At 48.4% G+C, this 20,927-nt stretch carries 25 protein-coding genes; 12 read left to right on the forward strand and 13 right to left on the reverse strand.

Annotation, left to right across the window (positions count from 1 at the left end; all coding sequences use genetic code 11):
• Positions 1-27: 27 nt before the first annotated feature.
• On the reverse strand, positions 28-402 hold the full coding sequence (locus tag K6T22_RS14860; RefSeq protein ID WP_053454439.1) for a response regulator: 375 nt from the start codon (positions 400-402) through the stop codon (positions 28-30).
• Positions 403-496: 94 nt separating this feature from the next.
• On the opposite strand from K6T22_RS14860, the gene K6T22_RS14865 reads away from it, so the two are divergent.
• A complete protein-coding gene (locus tag K6T22_RS14865) occupies positions 497-1,006 on the forward strand; it encodes a DUF2529 family protein (RefSeq protein ID WP_238238027.1) in 510 nt (169 codons plus the stop codon).
• Positions 1,007-1,312: 306 nt separating this feature from the next.
• Here the strand turns inward: K6T22_RS14865 and K6T22_RS14870 are convergent, their stop codons facing one another.
• The 7 genes from K6T22_RS14870 to rpoE all read right to left on the reverse strand — a co-directional run bounded on the left by K6T22_RS14870 (position 1,313) and on the right by rpoE (position 8,101).
• Positions 1,313-2,635, reverse strand: a complete 1,323-nt coding sequence (locus K6T22_RS14870) for a PTS sugar transporter subunit IIC (RefSeq protein WP_023469556.1) — start codon at positions 2,633-2,635, stop codon at positions 1,313-1,315.
• 12 nt (positions 2,636-2,647) lie between these two features.
• Positions 2,648-4,054, reverse strand: a complete 1,407-nt coding sequence (locus K6T22_RS14875) for a GH1 family beta-glucosidase (protein WP_238238029.1) — start codon at positions 4,052-4,054, stop codon at positions 2,648-2,650.
• A gap of 12 nt (positions 4,055-4,066) precedes the next feature.
• Positions 4,067-4,375, reverse strand: coding sequence for a PTS sugar transporter subunit IIB (locus K6T22_RS14880; protein WP_023469558.1), 309 nt, complete (start codon positions 4,373-4,375; stop codon positions 4,067-4,069).
• Positions 4,375-4,719 carry a PTS lactose/cellobiose transporter subunit IIA gene (locus K6T22_RS14885; RefSeq protein WP_238238030.1) on the reverse strand — a complete coding sequence of 115 codons (345 nt, stop codon included), beginning with the start codon at positions 4,717-4,719 and terminating at the stop codon, positions 4,375-4,377. Before K6T22_RS14885 ends, K6T22_RS14880 begins: the two co-directional genes overlap by 1 nt.
• 151 nt (positions 4,720-4,870) lie before the next feature.
• Positions 4,871-5,578, reverse strand: a complete 708-nt coding sequence (locus K6T22_RS14890; protein WP_238238031.1) for a GntR family transcriptional regulator — start codon at positions 5,576-5,578, stop codon at positions 4,871-4,873.
• Positions 5,579-5,710: 132 nt separating this feature from the next.
• Positions 5,711-7,306, reverse strand: coding sequence for a CTP synthase (locus tag K6T22_RS14895; RefSeq protein ID WP_047394418.1), 1,596 nt, complete (start codon positions 7,304-7,306; stop codon positions 5,711-5,713).
• A 270-nt stretch (positions 7,307-7,576) separates the two neighbouring features.
• Positions 7,577-8,101 (reverse strand): DNA-directed RNA polymerase subunit delta, encoded by a 525-nt coding sequence (gene rpoE, locus K6T22_RS14900; RefSeq protein ID WP_023469562.1) that lies wholly within the window; start codon positions 8,099-8,101, stop codon positions 7,577-7,579.
• Positions 8,102-8,271: 170 nt separating this feature from the next.
• Between rpoE and K6T22_RS14905 the strand changes: the two genes are divergently transcribed.
• The 4 genes from K6T22_RS14905 (at position 8,272) to K6T22_RS14920 (ending at position 10,064) form a co-directional block, all read left to right on the forward strand.
• Positions 8,272-8,715, forward strand: coding sequence for a GNAT family N-acetyltransferase (locus K6T22_RS14905; RefSeq protein WP_238238032.1), 444 nt, complete (start codon positions 8,272-8,274; stop codon positions 8,713-8,715).
• A gap of 45 nt (positions 8,716-8,760) precedes the next feature.
• On the forward strand, positions 8,761-9,078 hold the full coding sequence (locus K6T22_RS14910) for an ArsR/SmtB family transcription factor (RefSeq protein ID WP_238238033.1): 318 nt from the start codon (positions 8,761-8,763) through the stop codon (positions 9,076-9,078).
• Between the two features lie 65 nt (positions 9,079-9,143).
• Complete coding sequence (locus K6T22_RS14915) at positions 9,144-9,572, forward strand: DMT family transporter (RefSeq protein WP_238238034.1); 429 nt, start codon at positions 9,144-9,146, stop codon at positions 9,570-9,572.
• A gap of 12 nt (positions 9,573-9,584) precedes the next feature.
• Positions 9,585-10,064 carry a DMT family transporter gene (locus K6T22_RS14920; protein ID WP_053454445.1) on the forward strand — a complete coding sequence of 160 codons (480 nt, stop codon included), beginning with the start codon at positions 9,585-9,587 and terminating at the stop codon, positions 10,062-10,064.
• Positions 10,065-10,410: 346 nt separating this feature from the next.
• Here K6T22_RS14920 and K6T22_RS14925 read toward each other — a convergent pair whose 3' ends face one another.
• The 4 genes from K6T22_RS14925 to K6T22_RS14940 form a co-directional block, all read right to left on the reverse strand.
• On the reverse strand, positions 10,411-10,587 hold the full coding sequence (locus K6T22_RS14925; protein WP_169738099.1) for a DUF6440 family protein: 177 nt from the start codon (positions 10,585-10,587) through the stop codon (positions 10,411-10,413).
• A 271-nt stretch (positions 10,588-10,858) separates the two neighbouring features.
• A complete protein-coding gene (locus K6T22_RS14930) occupies positions 10,859-11,329 on the reverse strand; it encodes a heme-degrading domain-containing protein (protein WP_053454446.1) in 471 nt (156 codons plus the stop codon).
• On the reverse strand, positions 11,317-12,366 hold the full coding sequence (locus K6T22_RS14935) for a Gfo/Idh/MocA family oxidoreductase (protein ID WP_238238035.1): 1,050 nt from the start codon (positions 12,364-12,366) through the stop codon (positions 11,317-11,319). The genes K6T22_RS14930 and K6T22_RS14935 overlap by 13 nt, the downstream gene beginning before the upstream one ends.
• On the reverse strand, positions 12,363-13,118 hold the full coding sequence (locus K6T22_RS14940; RefSeq protein WP_238238036.1) for a DeoR/GlpR family DNA-binding transcription regulator: 756 nt from the start codon (positions 13,116-13,118) through the stop codon (positions 12,363-12,365). Before K6T22_RS14940 ends, K6T22_RS14935 begins: the two co-directional genes overlap by 4 nt.
• 125 nt (positions 13,119-13,243) lie before the next feature.
• Between K6T22_RS14940 and K6T22_RS14945 the strand changes: the two genes are divergently transcribed.
• From K6T22_RS14945 to K6T22_RS14960, 4 genes are all read left to right on the forward strand, one after another.
• On the forward strand, positions 13,244-14,077 hold the full coding sequence (locus K6T22_RS14945; RefSeq protein ID WP_238238037.1) for an SDR family oxidoreductase: 834 nt from the start codon (positions 13,244-13,246) through the stop codon (positions 14,075-14,077).
• Between the two features lie 94 nt (positions 14,078-14,171).
• On the forward strand, positions 14,172-15,737 hold the full coding sequence (locus K6T22_RS14950) for a sensor domain-containing diguanylate cyclase (RefSeq protein ID WP_238238039.1): 1,566 nt from the start codon (positions 14,172-14,174) through the stop codon (positions 15,735-15,737).
• Between the two features lie 12 nt (positions 15,738-15,749).
• The gene (locus K6T22_RS14955; RefSeq protein WP_023469572.1) at positions 15,750-16,079 is read left to right on the forward strand and encodes a potassium channel family protein; all 330 of its coding nucleotides are present in this window, start codon (positions 15,750-15,752) and stop codon (positions 16,077-16,079) included.
• Between the two features lie 14 nt (positions 16,080-16,093).
• Complete coding sequence (locus K6T22_RS14960; RefSeq protein ID WP_238238040.1) at positions 16,094-16,744, forward strand: hypothetical protein; 651 nt, start codon at positions 16,094-16,096, stop codon at positions 16,742-16,744.
• A gap of 54 nt (positions 16,745-16,798) precedes the next feature.
• Here the strand turns inward: K6T22_RS14960 and mgtE are convergent, their stop codons facing one another.
• Positions 16,799-18,151 (reverse strand): magnesium transporter, encoded by a 1,353-nt coding sequence (gene mgtE / locus K6T22_RS14965; protein WP_238238042.1) that lies wholly within the window; start codon positions 18,149-18,151, stop codon positions 16,799-16,801.
• A 266-nt stretch (positions 18,152-18,417) separates the two neighbouring features.
• Between mgtE and K6T22_RS14970 the strand changes: the two genes are divergently transcribed.
• Genes K6T22_RS14970 through K6T22_RS14980 form a run of 3 tightly spaced genes read left to right on the forward strand, consistent with a single transcriptional unit; the run spans position 18,418 to position 20,911 of the window.
• Entirely contained in the window at positions 18,418-19,155 is a 738-nt protein-coding gene (locus tag K6T22_RS14970; protein WP_238238044.1) for a metal ABC transporter ATP-binding protein, read from the forward strand.
• A complete protein-coding gene (locus K6T22_RS14975; protein ID WP_238238046.1) occupies positions 19,152-19,997 on the forward strand; it encodes a metal ABC transporter permease in 846 nt (281 codons plus the stop codon). The genes K6T22_RS14970 and K6T22_RS14975 overlap by 4 nt, the downstream gene beginning before the upstream one ends.
• Positions 19,994-20,911, forward strand: coding sequence for a metal ABC transporter substrate-binding protein (locus K6T22_RS14980; protein WP_238238048.1), 918 nt, complete (start codon positions 19,994-19,996; stop codon positions 20,909-20,911). Before K6T22_RS14975 ends, K6T22_RS14980 begins: the two co-directional genes overlap by 4 nt.
• Positions 20,912-20,927: the final 16 nt, after the last annotated feature.

Genomic DNA, 20,927 nt, shown 5'->3' on the forward strand with positions numbered 1-20,927 from the left:
TTTGGTTTGTGACGGCGACGTGAAGGATTAACCGCTTACATCGTGAGAAATTTGCACAGTCACTTCTTTTTTTAATTCGAAGATGTCAAATGGCTTCCCGAAGAAGGCGACGACCCCTAATCGTTTCGCTTCTTCCATCGCTTCTTTTTCACCGAGTGCCGTCATTAAGATCGTCCGGACGCGTCGTCCGATCCGGTCCTGATGACGCAATACCTCGATCCCGGTCCGCCCCGGCATGTTGACATCCATCAACAGTAAATCATATACCGCTTCTTGTAAGTAGACGATCGCTTCTTCTCCATCGACGGCGACGTCCGTTTCGTACCCTTCTGCCCGGAATAATTGCGCAAGCAAATTCCGGATTCCCGGCTCATCCTCGACGATCAACAATCTGCCTTTCATCTCTGCCACTCCCCCTCTAGTTATTTCCATTCTACACTAAAGCAAAACTTGCTTTATACTGTCCTTGAGAGAAAGATAGAAAGGATGAAGAAAAATGATGAAAATCTTAGCTACACAATTCAACGGAAAATTGCAAACGCTTGCGAAACAGGAAGAAGAACTATTCGATGTCGTCCGTCTTCTCGCACAGGCACTCGTCGGGGAAGGGACGGTCTACGTCGACGCTTACGGTGAATGTGAAGGACTCTACCCGATGCTATCAGAAGGTCCAGACCAGATGAAACGCGTTACGAAAATCAAGGACCGGAAGACGCTCCATGCTGTCGATCGTGTCTTAATCTTCACGCCGGATACAGAACGTTCGGATCTCTTGGCTTCCCTTGCCCGTTACGATGCATGGCATACACCTTACGCGATTATCACACTGAGTGACGTCACGGAAACGCTCGAGCGTTCGATTGCTCCGCTTGCATTGAAGTTCAATAAAGGATTACTTCCGGCAGAAGACGGTTCACGCCACGGACTCCCGAGTCTTGCCCTTTGCGCGTTCCTCTTAACGCATATCTTGACGCAACTCCAAGAGATGACAGAAGAGTGGAACTGACGTTTTTCTTCTATAATATAAAGCTCACTGGATACTTGTCCGCGTCTGACTAAGCTTACGATCTTCATTGAATCAAAGCGAAACCGTTAATGACCGTTATACAAAAAGGGCTGACTCAAAAAATGACGCGTCTTTTCACGCCCTTTCCTCAGGGGAGACACAAGCAAGAGCGACCCTACAGCGAAGCGATGCTTGACCCAGGAGAACGATTCGAAACGAACAAAAAAGCGCAATCCTTCTCGTTAGAGAAAAATTGCACTTTGTCTTCAGTCTCAAAGGAAGCGCCATTCGCGCTTCCTTTTTTGATCATGCCGAAGCATGCTCTTCTTGTGCTTTTAGTTCTTCGCCGTAAGACAGCTGATCCTGCATCCGGACGAACGGTAGATAGATCGCGACCGACATCGCAATCGTCGCCAGCTGGAGCAAGGCACCCTGCCAGCCACTGATCAAGAAGCCAGAGATGACGGGTGGCGTCGTCCATGGTACTTGAAGGGCATTGAACGGCTCGACCCAACCCCAAAGGATCGAGAAGTAGACCATGAAGGACGCAATCGCTGGTACGATGACGAACGGAACGAACATGATCGGGTTAAAGACGATCGGCATCCCGAAGATGACCGGTTCATTGATGTTGAACAAACTTGGTGCAAGCGATAATTTACCAAGTTGCTTCAAGTGAGCCGACCGGGCAACAATCAACGTCGCAATGATGAAGCCGACCGTGATCCCTGTTCCACCTAGCTTCGTAAAGACATCGAGGAATTGAATCGTAACGATCTTCGCGTTGTCACCAACGACAAGTTCTTTCCCGGAGTCGATGATCGCTTGGTTTTGTAAGGCGTTCGCTGTCAGCAACGGTCCCATGATCCCCATGATGATCGCTGCACCGTGGATCCCACACCACCACATGACAGACATCAAGATCATGATCAAGACAGCTCCTGCGAGCGTATCCGTCAAGTTTTGAATCGGTGCTTGTAAGACGTCATAGACGACTTCTGTGAACGTCCGATCAGCAAACGCTTGGAAGACAGCGAACGTCACAACAGACAACGTGATGATCGCAAGTCCTGGAATGAGTGCCGAGAACGAGTTCGAAACACCTGGTGGTACACCGTCTGGCATCTTGATCCGGATGCCCCGCTTGATGAACTGTGAGTAGATGAAACCGACGACGAGTCCAACGACGATCGAGGCAAGGACCCCTTGTCCGCCCGTCCATACTTTCGGTACGACACCCGTGACGACTTCACCTGACTTCGACAAGACAGAGGATTGCGTAATGATCAAGAAGGCGATGATTCCGAGAATTCCGGCTGGAACCCCTTCGATCTTCTCGTTTTTAACGTACGAGTAGGCAATACCGAAGACACCAATCAACGCTAGGATATCAAACGTCGCACCGACGACCTGCGTCAACGGTAATGTCCAGTCGGCACCGAATAGTCCCGTCATGAACTTCTCCCAGCCTGGGATCGGTAACGCGAGAATCAATAGGAATAACGAGCCGATGATCGTCATCGGCATCGTTAAGATGAAGCCGTCCTTGATCGCAAGGACGGGCTTAGCGTTCGCGAATCGTGCGAAGGCAGGAGTGACTTTTTCAAATACGGTTTCTAATCGGTTCATTCCGACTCCTCCTTATAGTTCAGCAGCACGCGTCGCGATGATTTCCTGATACCAATGGAACGACTGTTTCTTCTTCCGTGCCAGACCATTCGCATGATCGACATAGATGAATCCGTACTGCTTTTTATAACCATTCAACCAGCTAAGTAGATCAATGACAGACCATGCATAATACCCAGAGACATTGATTCCCTCTTCGACGGCACGTTTGACGGCGCGAAGGTGACTTTCGATGTACTCAATTCGTGGTGTATCCATGATTTCTTCCCCGACGATTGGATCCTCGTCACCGAGACCGTTCTCCGTGATGTAGATCTTGATATCGCCATATCGTGCTTGTAACATCCGCATGCCTTCAAGGAAAGCATCCGGCGCGATTTCCCAGCCCCACTTCGTGTAGACCTTATCATCCATCAAGACCGTCTTGTAGACACCGTCAAACGATGGATTCCCTGGACGTCCCGTTGAGTTTTCACGACCACCTGCCATGACGAGTGCGGAATCATTCTTCATGACACGTTGTGGACAGTAGTAGTTCAATCCAATGAAATCGTTCATCGGTGCTGTCCGTTTCAAGAGATCAAGTTCTTCTTGCGTCCAGTCCGGTAGCAAGCCTTGTTTCTCTAAATCCTTCACGACGTACGCTGGGTACTCTCCTTTTAAGATCGGATCGTAGAACCAGTGTGTCGCGTATTCATTTGCATGGACTTCGGCTTGTTTGTTTTCTGGTGCTTCATCGATGCTGAACGCCGGGTTGAAGACGTGCGTGATGCCGATTTCCCCTTCATAACCCGCTTCTTTGAACGCCTCGACTGCCCGTGCATGGGCGACGAACACATTATGTGTCGTTTGGAAGTAGGCTTTCGCATCTCCCGTGATGCCTGGTGGATGTGCTCCCGTCAAGTAGCCGAGTGAGCAGAAGATGACCGTTTCGTTGAAGGTGATCCAGTTGCGCACACGGTCGCCGAATGCTTCGAAACATGTCTTCGCAAAACGAACGAACGCATCTGCTGTTTCAGGACTACGCCAGCCACCTTGTTCTTCAAGGACTTGTGGCAAATCCCAGTGGTAGAGTGTCACGAACGGGACAATCCCGTGTTTGAGGCACTCATCGATCACGTTGTTATAGAACTCAAGACCTTTTTCGTTCACTTCACCTGTACCGTTCGGGAAGATACGTGGCCATGAGATCGAGAATCGATACGATTCAAGACCCATCTCTGCCATCAAACCGATATCTTCTTTGTAACGGTGGTAATGATCGATCGCGACATCCCCGTTCGTCGCTTCAAACGTCTTACCAGGGATCTTCGAGAAGACATCCCAGTTCGAGACGCCCTTTCCATCTACGTTCCAAGCACCCTCTACTTGATAAGAAGCAGAAGCAGCGCCGAATAGAAAATCTTTTGGCATTTTCATCGTCTTCACCTCTTATTTGTTTGCGAGTTTGATTGCTTGGTCGAGTACTTTTGTTCCGTTCATCATGCCGTAGTCAATCGTGTTGATGACATCGATTGGTACACCTTTTGGTTCACAGATCTGTTTACCTTTTGCGAGCAAATATTTTACCTGTGGTCCGAGGAGAGCAACGTCGAGTTCATTGACGTACGTTTCCATCTCTGACTCCGGGTATGCTGCGATATCTGCTTCTAAGCCGCGCTCCGAGGCAACCGCTTTCATTTTTTCTACTAACATACTCGTTGACATACCTGCCGCACAAAAAAGTCCGATTTTCATCATTATTGACCCATTCCCTTCAATTGGTTGATTTCGTTTTGCATGTTCATCATGTAGCCGAGCATTTCTTTGACGAGGATCGTATTCATGAGGTGATCCTGTGCGTGAACCATCAGGACACCGACGGTTGCTGTTTTTCCTTGCGCTTCAAGTGTGACGAATTTCGTTTGAATGCTATGCGCATCCTTCAGTGTCGCGTCACCTTCCGTAACAGCCGCTTGTGCTTCTTCGACTTTGCCTTCTTGCATCAACAACATTGCTTGGTGATAGCTTGCTTTGGCGTCGCCCGATAAGGCAATCAATCCAAAAATATCTTCAGGGGTAATTTCAATCGTTTCAGAAGTCATGTTGTCTCTCCTTTGTTGTATGGATAACTTAAATTCATAGGTACAAATTCTACAGTTCGATAATAGCATGCGCTTTCATAACGTGTAAACCCTTTCTTTTTAAAAATTTGAAATAAAAAAAACACACGAATTTTCTTCGTGTGTTTCCTTCTTATTTAATATTCGAGACCTTCAGCATCTTCACATGGCGGAAATGATGCGTCGCCCGTGAGACGTCGAAGATCTTCCCATTCGTCAAATAGACTGTATTGTCGACAAGTAAGGAAGGATCATTTTCCTTTAATCCGAGCAACTCAGCGTCACTGCTGTTCAAATAGTCAGCATAGATGACGCGATCGGCAAATCCGATCGACAGATTTTGATCATTGCGTAAATACGTATAGATCGATTTTTGAACGATATTCTCATCGAGATACATGACGAGATTTTTCCGGAAATAGGACGCTTCGATCGAAAACGGATGATCGTCAACGAGACGCAATCGTTTGACATAATAGACCGGCGTGCCGATCGGACACTTCATCCGTTCTGCGACTTCTTCGTCCGCCTTCGTCTGTTCAAAGGCAAGCACACGCGTCTCGACCTTCCGTCCACTGAAGTCACTCGTCAATCCTTGTAGTTTTTCAAGATTAACGTAATCACTCTTATAATGATCGCGGACGAAGACGCCGCTCCCTTGTACTTGGTAAACGTATCCTTTATTGACGAGAATCTCGATCGCCTTTCGGATCGTGTTTCGGCTGACATCGAATTTTTGGGCGTATTCGTCTTCCGTCAACAATTTGTTCGTATGTTGATAGACGTGCTCATTGATCTCGATCTCGATTTGTTCAGCGACATGTTTATACTTCGGAATCAATGATATTCCCCCCTCTATCTGAAATTTGTAGGAATGAATCCGCTACCATTATAGCAGATATGTATTTTAGCGATAGGGATAAATAAAAATAAACCCGTCTCCGTGAAGAAGACAGGTCTATTGGAAGATGACTTATTCACCAAGTGATGCTTGGATGAAGTCATGGAAGAGTGCTTGTGGACGTTCTGGACGTGAGATCAATTCTGGGTGGAACTGACATGCGACGAACCATTTGTGTTCAGGGATCTCGATGATCTCAACGAGACGACCGTCTGGGCTCGTACCTGAGAAGACCATACCGTTTGCTTCGAACTGCTCACGGAATTCGTTACCGAACTCATAACGGTGACGGTGACGTTCGTAGACGAGCTCGCTTGAGTACGCAGCACGTGCTTTCGTTCCGTCTTCGAGTTTACATGGGTAAAGTCCGAGACGGAGCGTACCACCGAGGTCCTCGATGTCTTTTTGTTCTGGCAACAAGTCGATGATCGGGTATGGTGTTGCTGGATCGATTTCCGCTGAGTGTGCGCCTTCGAGGTTGAGGACGTTACGAGCGAATTCGACAGTCGCAAGTTGCATACCGAGACAAATTCCGAAGAATGGTACATTGTTTTCACGTGCGAAACGTGTCGCTTCGATTTTCCCTTCGATTCCGCGTTCTCCGAATCCACCAGGAACGAGGATCCCGTCTGCTGAACCAAGCAATTCGTTGACGTTTTCACGTGTCACGTCTTCTGCGTTGATCCAGTCGATCTCGATATCACTGTTGAAAGCAAATCCAGCGTGCTTCAATGCTTCTGCGACCGAGATATACGCATCACGCAATTCGACGTATTTCCCGACGAGTGCGATCTTCGTCGTCTTCTCGAGATGCGTCACTGTGTGGACGAGTTGTTTCCAAGCCGTCATGTCAGCGACTGGTGTATCGAACTTGAAGTAGTCACAGACGAGTTGGTCCATGCCTTGACGTTGCAAGTTGAGTGGTACTTCGTAGAGTGTCGATGCATCTTGTGCTTCGATGACTGCTTCTGGACGTGTGTCACAGAAGAGGGCGATTTTATCTTTCATCTCTTGTGGGACTGGGTGCTCCGCACGTAAAACGATGATGTCAGGCTGAATTCCGTAGCTACGGAGTTCTTTGACACTGTGTTGTGTCGGCTTCGTCTTGAGCTCACCTGCAGCCGCAAGATACGGAACGAGCGTACAGTGGACGTACATGACGTTTTCTTTCCCGATATCGTTCTTCACCTGACGAATGGCTTCGATGAACGGAAGCGATTCGATATCCCCTACTGTTCCACCAATCTCTGTGATGACGACGTCAGCGCCCGTTTCTTTTCCGGCACGGAAGACACGGTCTTTGATTTCGTTCGTGATGTGTGGAATGACTTGGACCGTTCCACCGTTGTAGTCTCCACGGCGTTCCTTCTTGAGGATCGTCGAGTAGATGCGTCCAGACGTGACGTTTGCATTCTGGCTTAAGTTGATGTCGATGAAGCGTTCGTAATGACCAAGGTCAAGGTCCGTCTCTGCGCCATCATCCGTGACGAATACTTCCCCATGTTGATACGGGCTCATCGTACCTGGGTCGATGTTGATGTATGGGTCAAATTTTTGGATCGTGACGTTAAGACCACGGTTTTTTAAGAGACGAGCGAGCGATGCAGCGGTGATCCCTTTACCGAGTGACGATACGACGCCACCTGTTACGAAAATATACTTTGTCATGATAAATATTGCTCCCTTCCCTAATTCACATCTCAACAATACAGAGGTGGTAAAAACAAAAAAGCAAAAGTGCCCCCATTGGAATAGGAGACACTTTTGCTGAAATAAGCACGTTGCTTAAAGAAGCCCATGACTAACTTACGTCATTCGGAAAACTTCGTCAAGCCTAATTTTTCAGAGAAAAATTTTCGTGCTCGTTCGTCAGCCGTCAACGAAAAAACTGCCATTTCTATAGGGAAATAGCAGCTGTACAGTTGTGGTTGATCGTGCTTAGACTTCCTCTTCTTCTTCGAAGTCTTCTAAATCTTCTTCGTCGAGATCGTCATCAAGATCATCGATGGCTGCGACTTTTTTGAACGTATCGTCGTCTTCGCTGTCGTCAGCTGAATCATAGTCCGCTGTCTTCGCGAATGTATCGAGATCATCTTCAATCGTCTCGAACTCGTCTTCTTCTGCATCATAGTTGAACTCTTCTTCAAACTCATCGAGTTCTCCACGTTGACGCGCTTCGATGACAAGATCCTCATCCGACTTATCAAACGGATACCAAGCGCGGAGTGACCAACGGTTTGCTCCGACGTTGACGAAGTTTCCGTCGATGTTCATGTCTGTATAGAGTTGAGCAAGTTTCTCGAACTTGTCTTCTTCATCTGTAAACGTATGGTACTTTTCGATTTCTGACGTGATGTCATCGAACGTGATTGGCTGTTCGCCAGCTTCTTGCAACATTTCGTTGACGAATTCGATCAGCGAAAGATCAGTAATCTCTTCTTTACTTAAACGGCTGAGGCTCATTGTGACGGCCACTTCCTTTCATTTGCGTTCAATCCATTACTTCTCATTATACGCAAAACGGCTTTTAAAAATCCAGTCTCTATTTAAAAAAAGCTCGAATTGATTCTCAAATCGTGTTTTTTCCGCTCCCGAAAAAGGAATATGCAAGGGAGAAGAAGGAGGAATGACAGATGGAGATGACAATCGAACGGGTAAACGATTTTGATGACTTCAACTGGTTACCGATCCTATCCAAAAGTACACAAGAAGGCTACCCCTTCATCGAAAGGATGTTACGTGAACGACGGAATGAGACGTTTCGAGAAAATGGAGAAGCGTTGTTTGTCGTCTTATCTCTCTCGGGGCACGTCATCGCGTGCGGTGGCTATATGAAGCAAACCGGTACAGACGGCGTCGGGCGGATCCGTCATGTCTATGTCTTACCAGAAATGCGAGGTCATGGTGTCGGTACGCGTCTGCTTGAAAAAATCATCCCGGAAGCACTGTTGACGTATTCCGAGCTCTGGCTCTATACGGATGACGCCAGTATGTTTTATGAACGATTCGGCTTTGAGCCTTATACGGCAACCAAAGTAACACATCGGCTTCTAAAGCATGCGTTCGTTCAACCGTAAGTGTCTTGAATTGACATATCGGGAATCATCGATTAGTTTAAGCGTATGACAAACCAAGTGGATCTGTTCAAGGCATTATCGAACGAGGTACGACTTGATATTTTACGCTGGCTCAAAGATCCCGAGACTCATTTCAATAAGCCGACGGCCCATCTCGCGACGAACTTGTCGGAAAAGGGAGGCATTTGTGTCGGAGATATCCAGGAGAAGGCGAACTTGTCCCAATCGACCGTCTCCCAGTATCTTACGATGTTGCAAAAAGTCGGATTGCTCGAATCCGAACGTCACGGCAAATGGACGTATTACCGGCGAAATGAAGAAAAAATCCAAGAGCTCGCAACGTACCTCAAGGGAGAACTGTGATCCGTTCTCCTCGCCTTACATATCGACAATTCCCGATATTTAGATTTGTGAAAGGATGAATTCTGTTGAAAATCGTGTATTACGTACTGGCATTACTCGCCGGTATCGCACTCAGTGTCGAAGGTGCCATCTATGGTGAGCTCGGCAACTTCGTCGGAAAACTCGAAAGTAGCTTTTATAATTTCTTCGCCGGTACGATCATCATTGGATTGATCGTCCTCTTCTTCGGAAAAGGCTCACTCGGTTATACATTCCGTGCTCCGAAATGGACCTTGCTTGGCGGTCTACTTGGTAGCATCTACTTGACGATCCTGATCATCAGCATCCCGCTCGTCGGTGTCGGTCTCGCCATGATCAGTGTCATTCTCGGTCAGATGGTCGCAAGTATCGTCATCGAACATTTTGGCTGGCTCGGTAGTCCAAAACGTCCCATCAATCGCGACAAGCTGATGGCTTCCGGTTTGATGGTCGTTGCCCTATTTTTGATCTTTTAAGGAGGTTCGCTCGTGAATATTCTCTTACTTGGTTTTACATTACTCGGCGGCGTGATGCTGAGCGCGCAGTCGTCCATCAACGGTGCCTTCAGTCAAAAGGCAGGTGCCCTTGAAAGTACGTTTTTGACGTTCTTTACGGGGATGCTGATTCTTGCACTCGCCATTCTGTTCTTTGGTCAAGGAAACGTCTTACTTTTACTTGAAGCACCTCGGTGGCAACTAAGTGCCGTCCTATTTGGTGTCAGTTATTTATTCCTGACGATTCTTGCCGTTCCGCAAATCGGTGTCACGGCAGCTAGTATTGCGACCGTCATCGGTCAACTCGCAGCAGGGATGGTCATCGATCACATCGGTGCGTTCGGTGGCGTCGTCGTGCCACTCGACGGAAAACGTCTGCTTGGTCTGCTCGTCATGCTGGCGGCTCTTTACTTCGTCTATCGCGGGAACACACGCAAAGACGTATCGGCTTCTTCTGATTCGATGGCGTCGTGACGATTGCCCTCACGATTCGTTCACGCGCTTTTCTCAGGCGAGACACAAGCCAGTCTCGACTGTCACGGACAGTCGACCCGGGTCTTGTTTGTCTCTGACAGCGCAAGATCTTGCGCTTTTTCCCGTAGGAGTCGCGTAAACAACGTGAGTCCTACTGTTTCTTAAAATCCATTCGAACAAAACAGAAAAATCCGAAATACTGAAGGAGATGCACTTCAGCATTTCGGATTTTTTAGTGCGGAACAATCATTTGATGAACATGAAAAGCGAAATAGCTAAGACCCAATAAGCGCGATACTTGTCACAGGAAAGCAATTCGGGACAAATAAATAAGTGCATTTTTTCTTCAATTGATCGGCTTATCGATAACTACTTTACCTTCCTTGTCTAGTAGCGGTGTCATTCCGTTCAAACCAAGTCCACTTGTCATTAAATAATTTACACCTGTTTCAGTATCTACGACAATTTTGATAATACCACCACTTAGGTGCTGTTTTGATTTAAGTATAAATCGTTTACTCATTATTTTTTATGACCTCTTGTTCTTTCCGATTTCCACGTAAAATCACAACTTACTGTATGAGGATAGGTTTAACGCTTTTTTACCAAGGTGTTGCCTATCTACTTAGAACAGTCCTCACATTGCCACACGACTCCTACAGGAAAAAGCACGATTCATCGTGCTGTCAGAGACAAACAAGACCCGAGTCGGCTGTCATAGGCAGCCGGCACTGGCTTGTGTCTCGCCTGAGGAAAGCGGGTGGAACATCGTGAGGACGTCTCAAGCATCTACATCACTGCTCCAACTGTTGTCTTTTAAGTAAACGCAATGCTTCCGTCGCGAGGCGATGATCGGCTTCCTGCGATAGACCGGAAACAGTGATCGTACCGACGACACCGACTCCCTCGATCCGAATCGGGAACGACCCACCCGCATCAGCATAATCGGCTGGCGAGACAGCATACATCGTATGATACGAGCGATGTTTACTCTCATTATAACGACGCATGTAGAGTGAACTATAGCCATGTCGTAAGACAACGTTCGATTTCCGACGGATCCACTCTTCCTGATCGGGTGCTGTCCCGTCGAGTGCCGCGTAATATAAGCGCTGTCCGTTTCGTTTAATTTCAACGGCAATCGAAAGATTCTCCTTCATCGCCCGTCCGATCAATTCATGCCCCATTCCAATCGCTTCCGTGTTCGTCAGTGACGTCAGGACGAGTTCTTCCTCTTCTGCCAGCAATACCTTCAGTTCTTCCATTCGTCCCATTCCTTTCGTACGAGGCGTCGTCCTTCATCACTACTGATGCGAACCGCTTCGATCAGGCGCATCGTTTTTTCAGCGTCGCGTAAATTGACAGGTACTTGTCCTCCGCGAAGTCCTTCCGCCAATTGTTCATAAAACGTCGCATAACTACCCGGCAGTGTCGCGAGACGCTCGACGGGCTGATCGGCGATCTGGAGGTAGCCATATGTTTCTACTTCATCTTCTCCGAGTTGTGGATCAACAGGATATCCTTTCGCAAGGCGTCCTTCCTGCGGATCCATTCCGTATTTAATGTAACTGCCACGCGTTGCATGAAACTCGAAGCGTGGCGTCGGTCCTTGAATGAAGGACGTCGAACGGAGAATGACACGACGCGTCCCGTAGTGCAACGTGACATGGAACCCGTCATCGACGACCGCCCCCTCGCGTTGTAGATAGACATCACCCATCAATGCATCCGGTTCTCCGAACAAGGCAAGTGCTTGATCGAGCAAGTGTGAGCCGAGATCAAACAAGATGCCGGCGCCGTCACCCGCTTGCTCCCGCCATCGTTCGCGAACGACCGGACGATAGCGATCAAAGCGTGACTCGATGACCTGCCAATCGCCAATCTCGTTCATCTCCATCAACTGTTCGAGTGTCAGGAAGTCCCCGTCGAAGCGACGATTCTGATAAACTGCGACTTGAACGTCGTGTTGTTTCGCTAATGCTTGCAGCGCGAGTGCTTCTGCAATCGTCACGACTGCTGGCTTTTCGAGTAAGACGTGTTTCTTCGCCTCAATCGCTTGTTTCGCCATTTCGAAATGCAGTGCCGTTGGTGTCGTGATGATGACGAGTTCCGTGTTGTCGTCCTGCAACGCCTCAGCAAGTGTTGCGACGACCGTCGCTTCACTGAAATGTTGCGCAACTTGTTCCGGTCGGCTCGAGACGACTTGTGTCACTTCAAATGCCGGTAACTCTTGTAAGAACGGGACATGGAACGTCACCGCTGAAAAGCCGAAGCCGACGAGTGTCGTTTGAATCGGGTTCATGTTGTTTCCTCCTCTGTCACGTCGAGTTCGACGTTGTAATCGTGTAGTCGTTCCTGCCATGATGCGTCTGGTACTTGATTGGTGACGAGCACATCAATTTGTTCCCAGTCACAGACCTTATGCAAAAAACGCTTATTGAATTTCGTATGGTCTGCAAGGACGATGACACGGGTCGTACTTCGAATCATCGCTTTCTTTACGACCGCTTCTTCGAGTTGTTCCGCAAAAAGTCCTTCTTCCGTTAATCCACACGCTCCGAGAAAGACACTGTCGACTTGATAATTCAAGATGTCGTCCGCCGTCTTGATCCCGCTTAAGCTCCGTGCATGTCGGTCAAAACGACCACCTGTGACGTACAGTTCAATATCTGTTCGCGCTCCGACATAGTCTGCGATATCGAGTGAGTTCGTTATGACTTGTAGCGGATACGGCGGAAGTGCCCGAGCCATCTCAGATACCGTCGTTGCAGCGTCAAGTAACAATCGATCGTTTGCGTGGATGTGACGTGCCGCGCGCTGTCCAATCCGTCGTTTTTCCGGTTTTTCTGTCCGCTGTTCGTAGGCGAGCGTTCCACCAGCACGGACCAATCCGTTTTTAACGCGAATGATTTCCCCTTCTTGCTCGAGCAGAATGACATCACGCCGTGCAGTATCTCGTGAAATCTGATACTCCTGCATCAGCTGGTCGAGCGAAATTTCCGGACTCGTCTTGATCCATTCCCGCATCTGTTGCAATCGTTCCATTTGCCCCATCGATTCATGCCTCCTTTTTCTTTATTTTAAGTTTTTTCATTACAATACGCAATTTTAACGCAAATAGTTCTACTGAATTCGGGTAAATAATAGAGACAACTACTTTTTAGAACGGAGGAATCTGTATGCAAACGATGTTGATCACGGGCGCCTCTTCCGGTATCGGTCTTGCGACGGCGCGCCGATTTGCAGAAGCCGGTTGGTTCGTCTATGCGGGTGTCCGGAGTCCGGACGAGATAACTGTATCGTTACCGACACTCACCTTCTTACCGCTCGATGTGACCGATGAAACAAGCGTTAAAGCAGCAGTCCGACAGATTGAACAGGAAGTCGATCATCTTGACGTCGTGTTCTGCAATGCAGGTCATGGTTTATTGCGTGCACTGGGACAAGCAACAAGTTATGAAATCAATCGCCTATTCGAAACGAATGTCTTCGGTGTCATTCGAACGATTGAAGCCTGTCTTCCGCTACTCAAACAAGCACCGGATGGTAGTCACTTACTCGCAACATCAAGCGTCAGCGGACTCGTCGGTCAACCGATGAATGAACTGTATTGTGCGAGTAAGTTTGCGATCGAAGGGCTGTTTGAAAGTCTTGCGACCTACTATAAACCGTACTTCAATATCGATGTCACCTTGATTGAACCGGCTGCTGTCGAAACGAACTTTACGGCAAACGTTCTCGATCAACTCGAACAGACCGGTGGTTTACACGAAGACGACTTCAAACCGATCATCACCGCGTATTTGCAGACGTACCGAACACGTCACGCCAATCGTCAATCGGCGGAAGCCCTAGCTGAAGTAATCTTTGAAGTAGTCCACGGCGACAACCGTCCTTTACGAATTCGAACGACAGAAGCCGATGAACACTTCGTCGCGCATAAAACCCGTCATGATCCATCAGGACTCGAGGGTGTCGCTAAAATACGCCGTCTAACATTAAATCTCGATTGATTCCCCTTCTTTTAAAATTTCGTTCCGTCTAGCGGAAGCGCGCCCACTATACTGAGACTATCTACCTAAACTTCAAACAGAAGGGCGGAACGCCATGCCACCTTTATTTCTTTTTGCGATCGTCTATCTGATTCCGACCTTTATCATGTTCTACATGTCGGTCGATATTTTTTTACGTAATCCATCACGTCCACAACACCGACTGCTCAGTTTATTCACGTTCGCTTACGGGATGTTGTTCCTCGGAGAATTTTTCCGAAACGCCTCCCCGATTGAGTCGAGTCCAGCATTTGTGACTTACTGGTTCGGGAATGCCGGTCTGATCGTCTTTAGTACGTCGCTCCACTTCATCTTCCGCATCTCGAACTTGTGGAAACGGGTGCCACGAATCCTTTATCCATGGATTTTCTATCTACCGTTGGGGATCGTGCTTACGACATACGTATTCCAGACGAATGTCATCAACAGTCAGCAATTCTCGCAAGTCGGGCAGTTCATCTATCCTGAATTCAATATGCAATATTTAGTGACGATGACGGTCGGAAACGTTTTCCATCTCCTCGTCATCGGTCTACTCGTGTACGCTCGGACGCAATTGAAGGATGCCCGTCGCGGCATCATCAACGTTTTGCTAAGCGTCGCCATCCTCGTTCTTGCGTGGGATATCGTCTTCGGCTACTGGTCGTTCTATGGCATCATGCCACCGTATGCCTATATGTATGGCGGTTTGTTCTGGGCAGGAGCGCTCGCAATTGCGATGCGCCGGTTTGATTATCTCGCGTCCTATCAAAAGCGCTTCGCGACGCTTTATAACTTAAACCCTTCTGCGATTCTTTTGCTTGATCGAGAAGGACGAATCGAAAGTGCCAATCCGGCTGCCCATCGGCTATTCGAGACAGATGAGCTGACGGCATGTACGTTTTCAACGTATCTTCCCGATAAAAAACAAGCCGACTGGTCAATCCATTACATGACGCACTTTTTGTCGCAACGTAAGTTCAATGAATTCGAGACAAAGATTTTGACGGCACAACAGCAAGAACGGTATGTCGTCATGGATGCTGATTTTGTCTTCATTGAACAAGAACTGCACGGGATGCTGTTGATTCGCGATATTCAGTCCTTCAAGGAAGCAGAACAGACGATTCGTTTCTTCGCCTATCATGATCCGTTGACGAAGATTGCCAATCGCCGGAGCTTTTACGAACGAGCGGCGCAAGAGTTGCTCGAGCTTGATCACGTGGCGATCATCGTCGTCGATCTCGATGGATTCAAAGCAATCAACGATACGTACGGTCATCAGATCGGTGACGCCTTTTTGATTCATATCGCTCGTCTTCTTGAAAAACATGCTGAACAAACTGGTTTCGCTGCCCGTGTTGGTGGAGACGAGTTCTTCTTGCTCTACCGTCAACCAAACGTTGCTGCGCTACATGCGTATGCGACAGATTTGTTAATCTACTTGCGAGACAACCCTTATCGGTTCGCTGAAGAAGTCATTGAAATCCGGACGAGCATCGGACTCAGCTACTCACCGGATCATGGTGTCGACCTTGATACGTTGATCCAACATGCTGACCAAGCGATGTACCATGTCAAACATGACGGAAAAAACGATTATTTCATTCATGATACGATGGACTCGACGCAACGATCCTAAAGGAGAGATTCCATGATTTCTGTACTAACGATTTTTTCACGCTTATTCAAGGGATTGCGTCGCGCCTTTCATCTGTCTTACTTCCGGGGACTATTGATTCTATGCCTGTTGACGCTCGTTTCCGGTACGATTTTCTATAGCACCGAAGAAAATCTTTCAATCGTTGATGCACTTTACTTTTGCATCACGACACTAAGTACCGTCGGGCATCCGACGTTCGTTCCGACGACGACGCTCGGTAAAGTCTTTACAATGGCGTACATCACGATTGGCTGTGGGCTATTTTTAACACTGATCGCCACGTTATCTTACGTTCTGATTAAACAACCGGAGGATGAATAAGGGGGAAACGACTTATGCGCCAAGCTGCCATCCAAAATAATTTTGATTGGTGTCGCCTCGTCTGTGAGTTAGCTGGCTGTCAGGTGACGGAAACCGAGGCGACCTGGCTCGCTCAAGGAAGCGTTCCGAGCTATTATCCGGAACTAATGGTCCGACTGCCCCATCAGCGAATTGGTGCTACGGATATCTACAGCATCAAGGACTGCACGGCGAGCTATGACTTCTCAAGTGCCGGTCTCAGTCACCTGTTCACAGCGGAATGGATGACACGACCTGCTATACTTGATCGCCGCGCCCTTCCTGTTGATTGGTCCGTCGTGACAGATCCGGTACAGTTCGCCCGCTTCCAAGCGATCCAGGCGACAGCGGAATTACCAGATACCCTCTGGCAACATCCGGACGTTCGGTTCTTCTATTCGGAAGCACAACAAGCGAGTTGCATCGCCTATTCAAACCAAAAGACGACTGGTTTAACATACGTCAGCTCTGATTATCTCGACGAACGATTGTGGGATGACATTGCGCGTTTGAGTTCGGCACACTTCCCCGGTCAACCGCTCGTCGGGTACGAATATGGCGATCATTTGATCACAGCGCTCGAAGCTGGCTTTGACGATGTCGGTCCACTCGCGGTCTGGATTCGTACGACAGATGATCACGCATGAAAAAAACCGAACCGATTTCCTTCTTCTTGGTGAAGGCGAATCGGTTCGGTTTTTTTACATCAAGCGACTAATGAACGCTGTCGCAATTCCGAAGTAGACAAGGAGCGACAGGATATCATTCAACGTCGTGATCAGTGGTCCAGATGCAATCGCCGGGTCAATCTTTAGGCGATGTAAGATGAGCGGAATGATTGTTCCAGCTAACGTTCCGAAAATCAACGTAATGACGAGCGAACTTCCGACGACAAGACCTAAGACGGCACTGCCTTGCCAGACGTAGGCAATGATGGCGATCAAGATACCACAAATGATACCAATGATTAGACCGACCCAAAGTTCTCTCAGAATCAACCGAGTCGCGACCCGCTTATCGACTTCACGAGTGATCAACCCACGGACGACGACCGCCAGCGATTGGGTGCCCGTGTTTCCGGTCATTCCGGCAATCATCGGCATGAAGAAGGCGAGGGCAACGACTTTCGAGAGCGTCTCTTCGAACTGACTGATGATCGACCCGGAGACGAGACCGATGAAGAGTAACAGGACGAGCCACGGCAAACGCCGTGTTGCCGCGATCCACGGCTTCGTCTCGAAATCAATGGATTTACCGGACGCCGAGAGTTTCTCGATGTCTTCGTTCGCTTCTTCCCGTAAGACGTCAAGCGCATCGTCAACCGTGATCAGTCCGACAAGAACATCCCCTTCGACGACCGGTAACGAGACGAGGTCATAACGTTCGAACAACTGCGCGACTTCTTCCTGATCGGTCTCTGCTGCGACACGAATCACTTTCGTCTCCATGACGTCGCTGATCCGTTCCGTATTTTCAGCTAAGATGACATCCCGGTATGAGATGACACCGACGAGTTCACTCAGTTGATTGACGACGTAAACGTAGTTGATCGTCTCCGAGTATTCGATGTAGTCGCGCATCTTCTCGACCGTCTCACCGACCGTGAAGTCCTCACCGACCCAGATGAACCGGTTCGTCATCAAACGCCCTGCCGTTTCGGGTGGATACGTCAAGAGATTACGGACGACCAGCGCTTCGTCCGTCCGCATGCTACCAAGCAACCGATCAGTCTCTTCTGGTCCGAGTTCCTCAAGTAAATCCGCGACATCATCGTTCTCCATTAAATCGAGAACGTGTCCAGCGCGTTCGACGTCTAAGCGACGTAAGACAGCTAGACGTTGCTCCCCTTCGAGCTCCTCGAGAACATCTGCTAACCGTTCGTGATCGAGATAATCGAGGAGTCGTGCCTGATCATCTTCTCCTAATTCCTCATATACTTGCGCGATGTCATACGGATAAACTTCTTCGATGACTTGCTGTGCCTGTTCGCGTTTTTCCTTTGCGAGCGCATCGAGCAATAGCCACTTCCATTGTTGTTCTGCTGTCTGACGCAAACTCCTCACCCCCTGCATTCTGCCTTTTCATCTTAGCACGAGTTGATTCGCGATCGATATCGAAAAACAGTTGACATCTGTTTCCTATGGCTTTAAAGTTTGCCTTAAGGAAACATTATTAGTAGACCGAATCTTTCTTCATTGACTTGGAGATTAAAAATTTTACATTGTTTTTTGCCCTAACTTGGAGATTAAAAATTTTACATTGTTTTTTGCCCTAAGGAAACTTTCCTTCTATATACCACAAATTAAAGGAGTGATTATTCATGTACGCCCTTGATGTTGAACAACTCACGGTATCCTATTTTGATACGCATGCACTCGACGGGGTATCCGTCCGCCTTCCAGTCGCTTCTCTGATTGGTATCATCGGACCAAACGGTGCCGGTAAATCAACATTCTTAAAAGCTGTCCTCGGTCTAATCCCAGCTCGAATCGAGCAGTTACGTGTACTCGACCAACCACTCGAAGCGGTTCGGTCGCGCGTCGCCTACGTTCCGCAACGAAGTGCCATCGATTGGGACTTCCCCGTTCGTGTACAAGATGTCGTTCTAATGGGATGTTATCCGAAACTCGGACTCTTCAAACGACCATCGAAAGCACAAAAAGTCTTTGCTATGGAGTGCCTTACGCGCGTTGGAATGGAAGACCATGCCGAACGACAAATCGGTGAACTATCAGGCGGACAACAACAACGGGTCTTTCTAGCACGTGCTCTGGCTCAAGAAGCAGAGCTGTTACTGCTTGACGAACCATTCGTCGGCATCGATATCGCCAGTGAGCAGATGATCATCGAACTCTTACGGACCCTTCGAGCTGAAGGACGGACAATCATCGTCGTCCACCATGACTTGCATAAAGCGGAGGATTACTTTGATACGTTGATATTGTTGAACAAACAACTCATCGCTGTCGGTTCTCCGTCTGATATCTTGACACCGGAATGGCTCGAACCCGCGTACGGTTTACCACTATTTGAACGACGGAAGGAGGGACAAGGATGACATTCATCGAGGCATTACTTCAATACGACTTCTTACAAAAAGCGATGATCACGGCCGTCATGGTCGGCATCATTTGTGGTGTCATCGGTTGTTTTATCATCCTTCGCGGCATGTCATTGATGGGGGATGCAATCTCACACGCCGTTTTGCCTGGCGTTGCGATTTCTTATCTACTCGGAATCAACTTCTTGATTGGCGCTGTCGTCACAGGACTCGTGACAGCACTTGGAATTGGCTTTGTCAGTCAGAATAGCCGCATTAAGAACGATACGGCAATCGGAATCATGTTCACCTCTGCTTTTGCCCTTGGGATCATCCTGATCTCATTCTTGCGCAGCAGTAGCGATCTCTATCATATTCTGTTCGGAAACGTCCTCGCCGTTCGACCAAGCGATATGTGGATGACCGTCGTCATCGGATTAGTCGTCCTTAGCGGTATCTTCCTGTTCTACAAAGAATTATTGATCAGCTCGTTTGACCCAACGATGGCACAAGCCTACGGTCTATCGACACGCTGGATCCATTACGGATTGATGACGCTTCTGACACTCGTCACGGTCGCTTCGCTTCAGACGGTCGGTATCATCCTCGTCGTCGCGATGCTCATCACACCAGCGGCGACCGCGTATTTACTGACGAACCGCCTGTCGCGGATGCTGTTCCTCGCGGCTGGATTTGGTACATTGTCCGCCATCGTCGGACTGTATTTCAGCTTTACGTATAACTTATCTTCCGGTGCTTCAATCGTCCTCGTTGCGACGACGTTGTTCGCACTCGTCTTCGTCTTCTCACCACGCCACGGTCTGATGCGACACCGGAAACGAAAGGAGTCTACTGTATGAAACAAAAACTATTGTTATTCGTTCTCCTCAGTACCGTCTTACTCGCTGCTTGTTCGACACCAGCAGAAGATAATGGAAAGCTGAAAGTCGTTGCGACATATTCCATTCTTGCTGACCTCGCACGCGAAGTTGGTGGTGAACATGTCGATGTCCACAGCATGGTCAAGATCGGTGCAAATCCGCATGAATATGATCCACTCCCAGCAGACGTACAAGCAATGGCAGATGCTGATGTCGTCTTTTATAACGGTTTGAATCTCGAAGCGGGCGGTGCTTGGTTTGACAAACTCCGAGCAACGACTGGTAAAGATGCCTCTGACGCGCCAGTCTATCGTTTAAGCAAAGGCATTGAACCGAAGTACCTGACGACGAAGGGCAAAGAATCGGAGACCGATCCACATGCGTGGCTCGATGTGAGTAACGGTATTCGCTACGTCGAAAACGTCAAGCAGGCATTAATTAAAGAAGATCCGAAGCATAAAGCAGACTATGAGAAAAATGCGGATGCTTACATCAAAAAACTGCAGAAGCTTGATCAGGAAGCGAAAAAACAATTCGCTTCCATCCCAAAAGCAGAACGCCATCTCGTCACGAGCGAAGGAGCCTTTAAATACTTCGGGACTGCCTATGACGTCAAAGCCGACTACATCTGGGAGATCAACTCGGATAATCAAGGGACCCCAGCACAAGTTCGCCGAATCGTCGATACGATCAAGGAGCAAGATATCCCAGTCCTGTTCGTTGAAACGAGTGTCGACCGCCGGAGCATGGAAACCGTCTCCCGTGAGACGGGTGTCCCGATTGGTGGAACACTTTTCACTGACTCGCTCGGCGCTCCCGGTAAAGACGGCGACACGTATTACAGCATGATGCAAGCGAATATCGAGACAATCACGAAAGCACTCGCAAAGTAAGCGTCAACAAATCGTC

It is taken from the genome of Exiguobacterium acetylicum, from assembly GCF_022170825.1.
Classification (GTDB): domain Bacteria; phylum Bacillota; class Bacilli; order Exiguobacteriales; family Exiguobacteriaceae; genus Exiguobacterium_A; species Exiguobacterium_A acetylicum_B.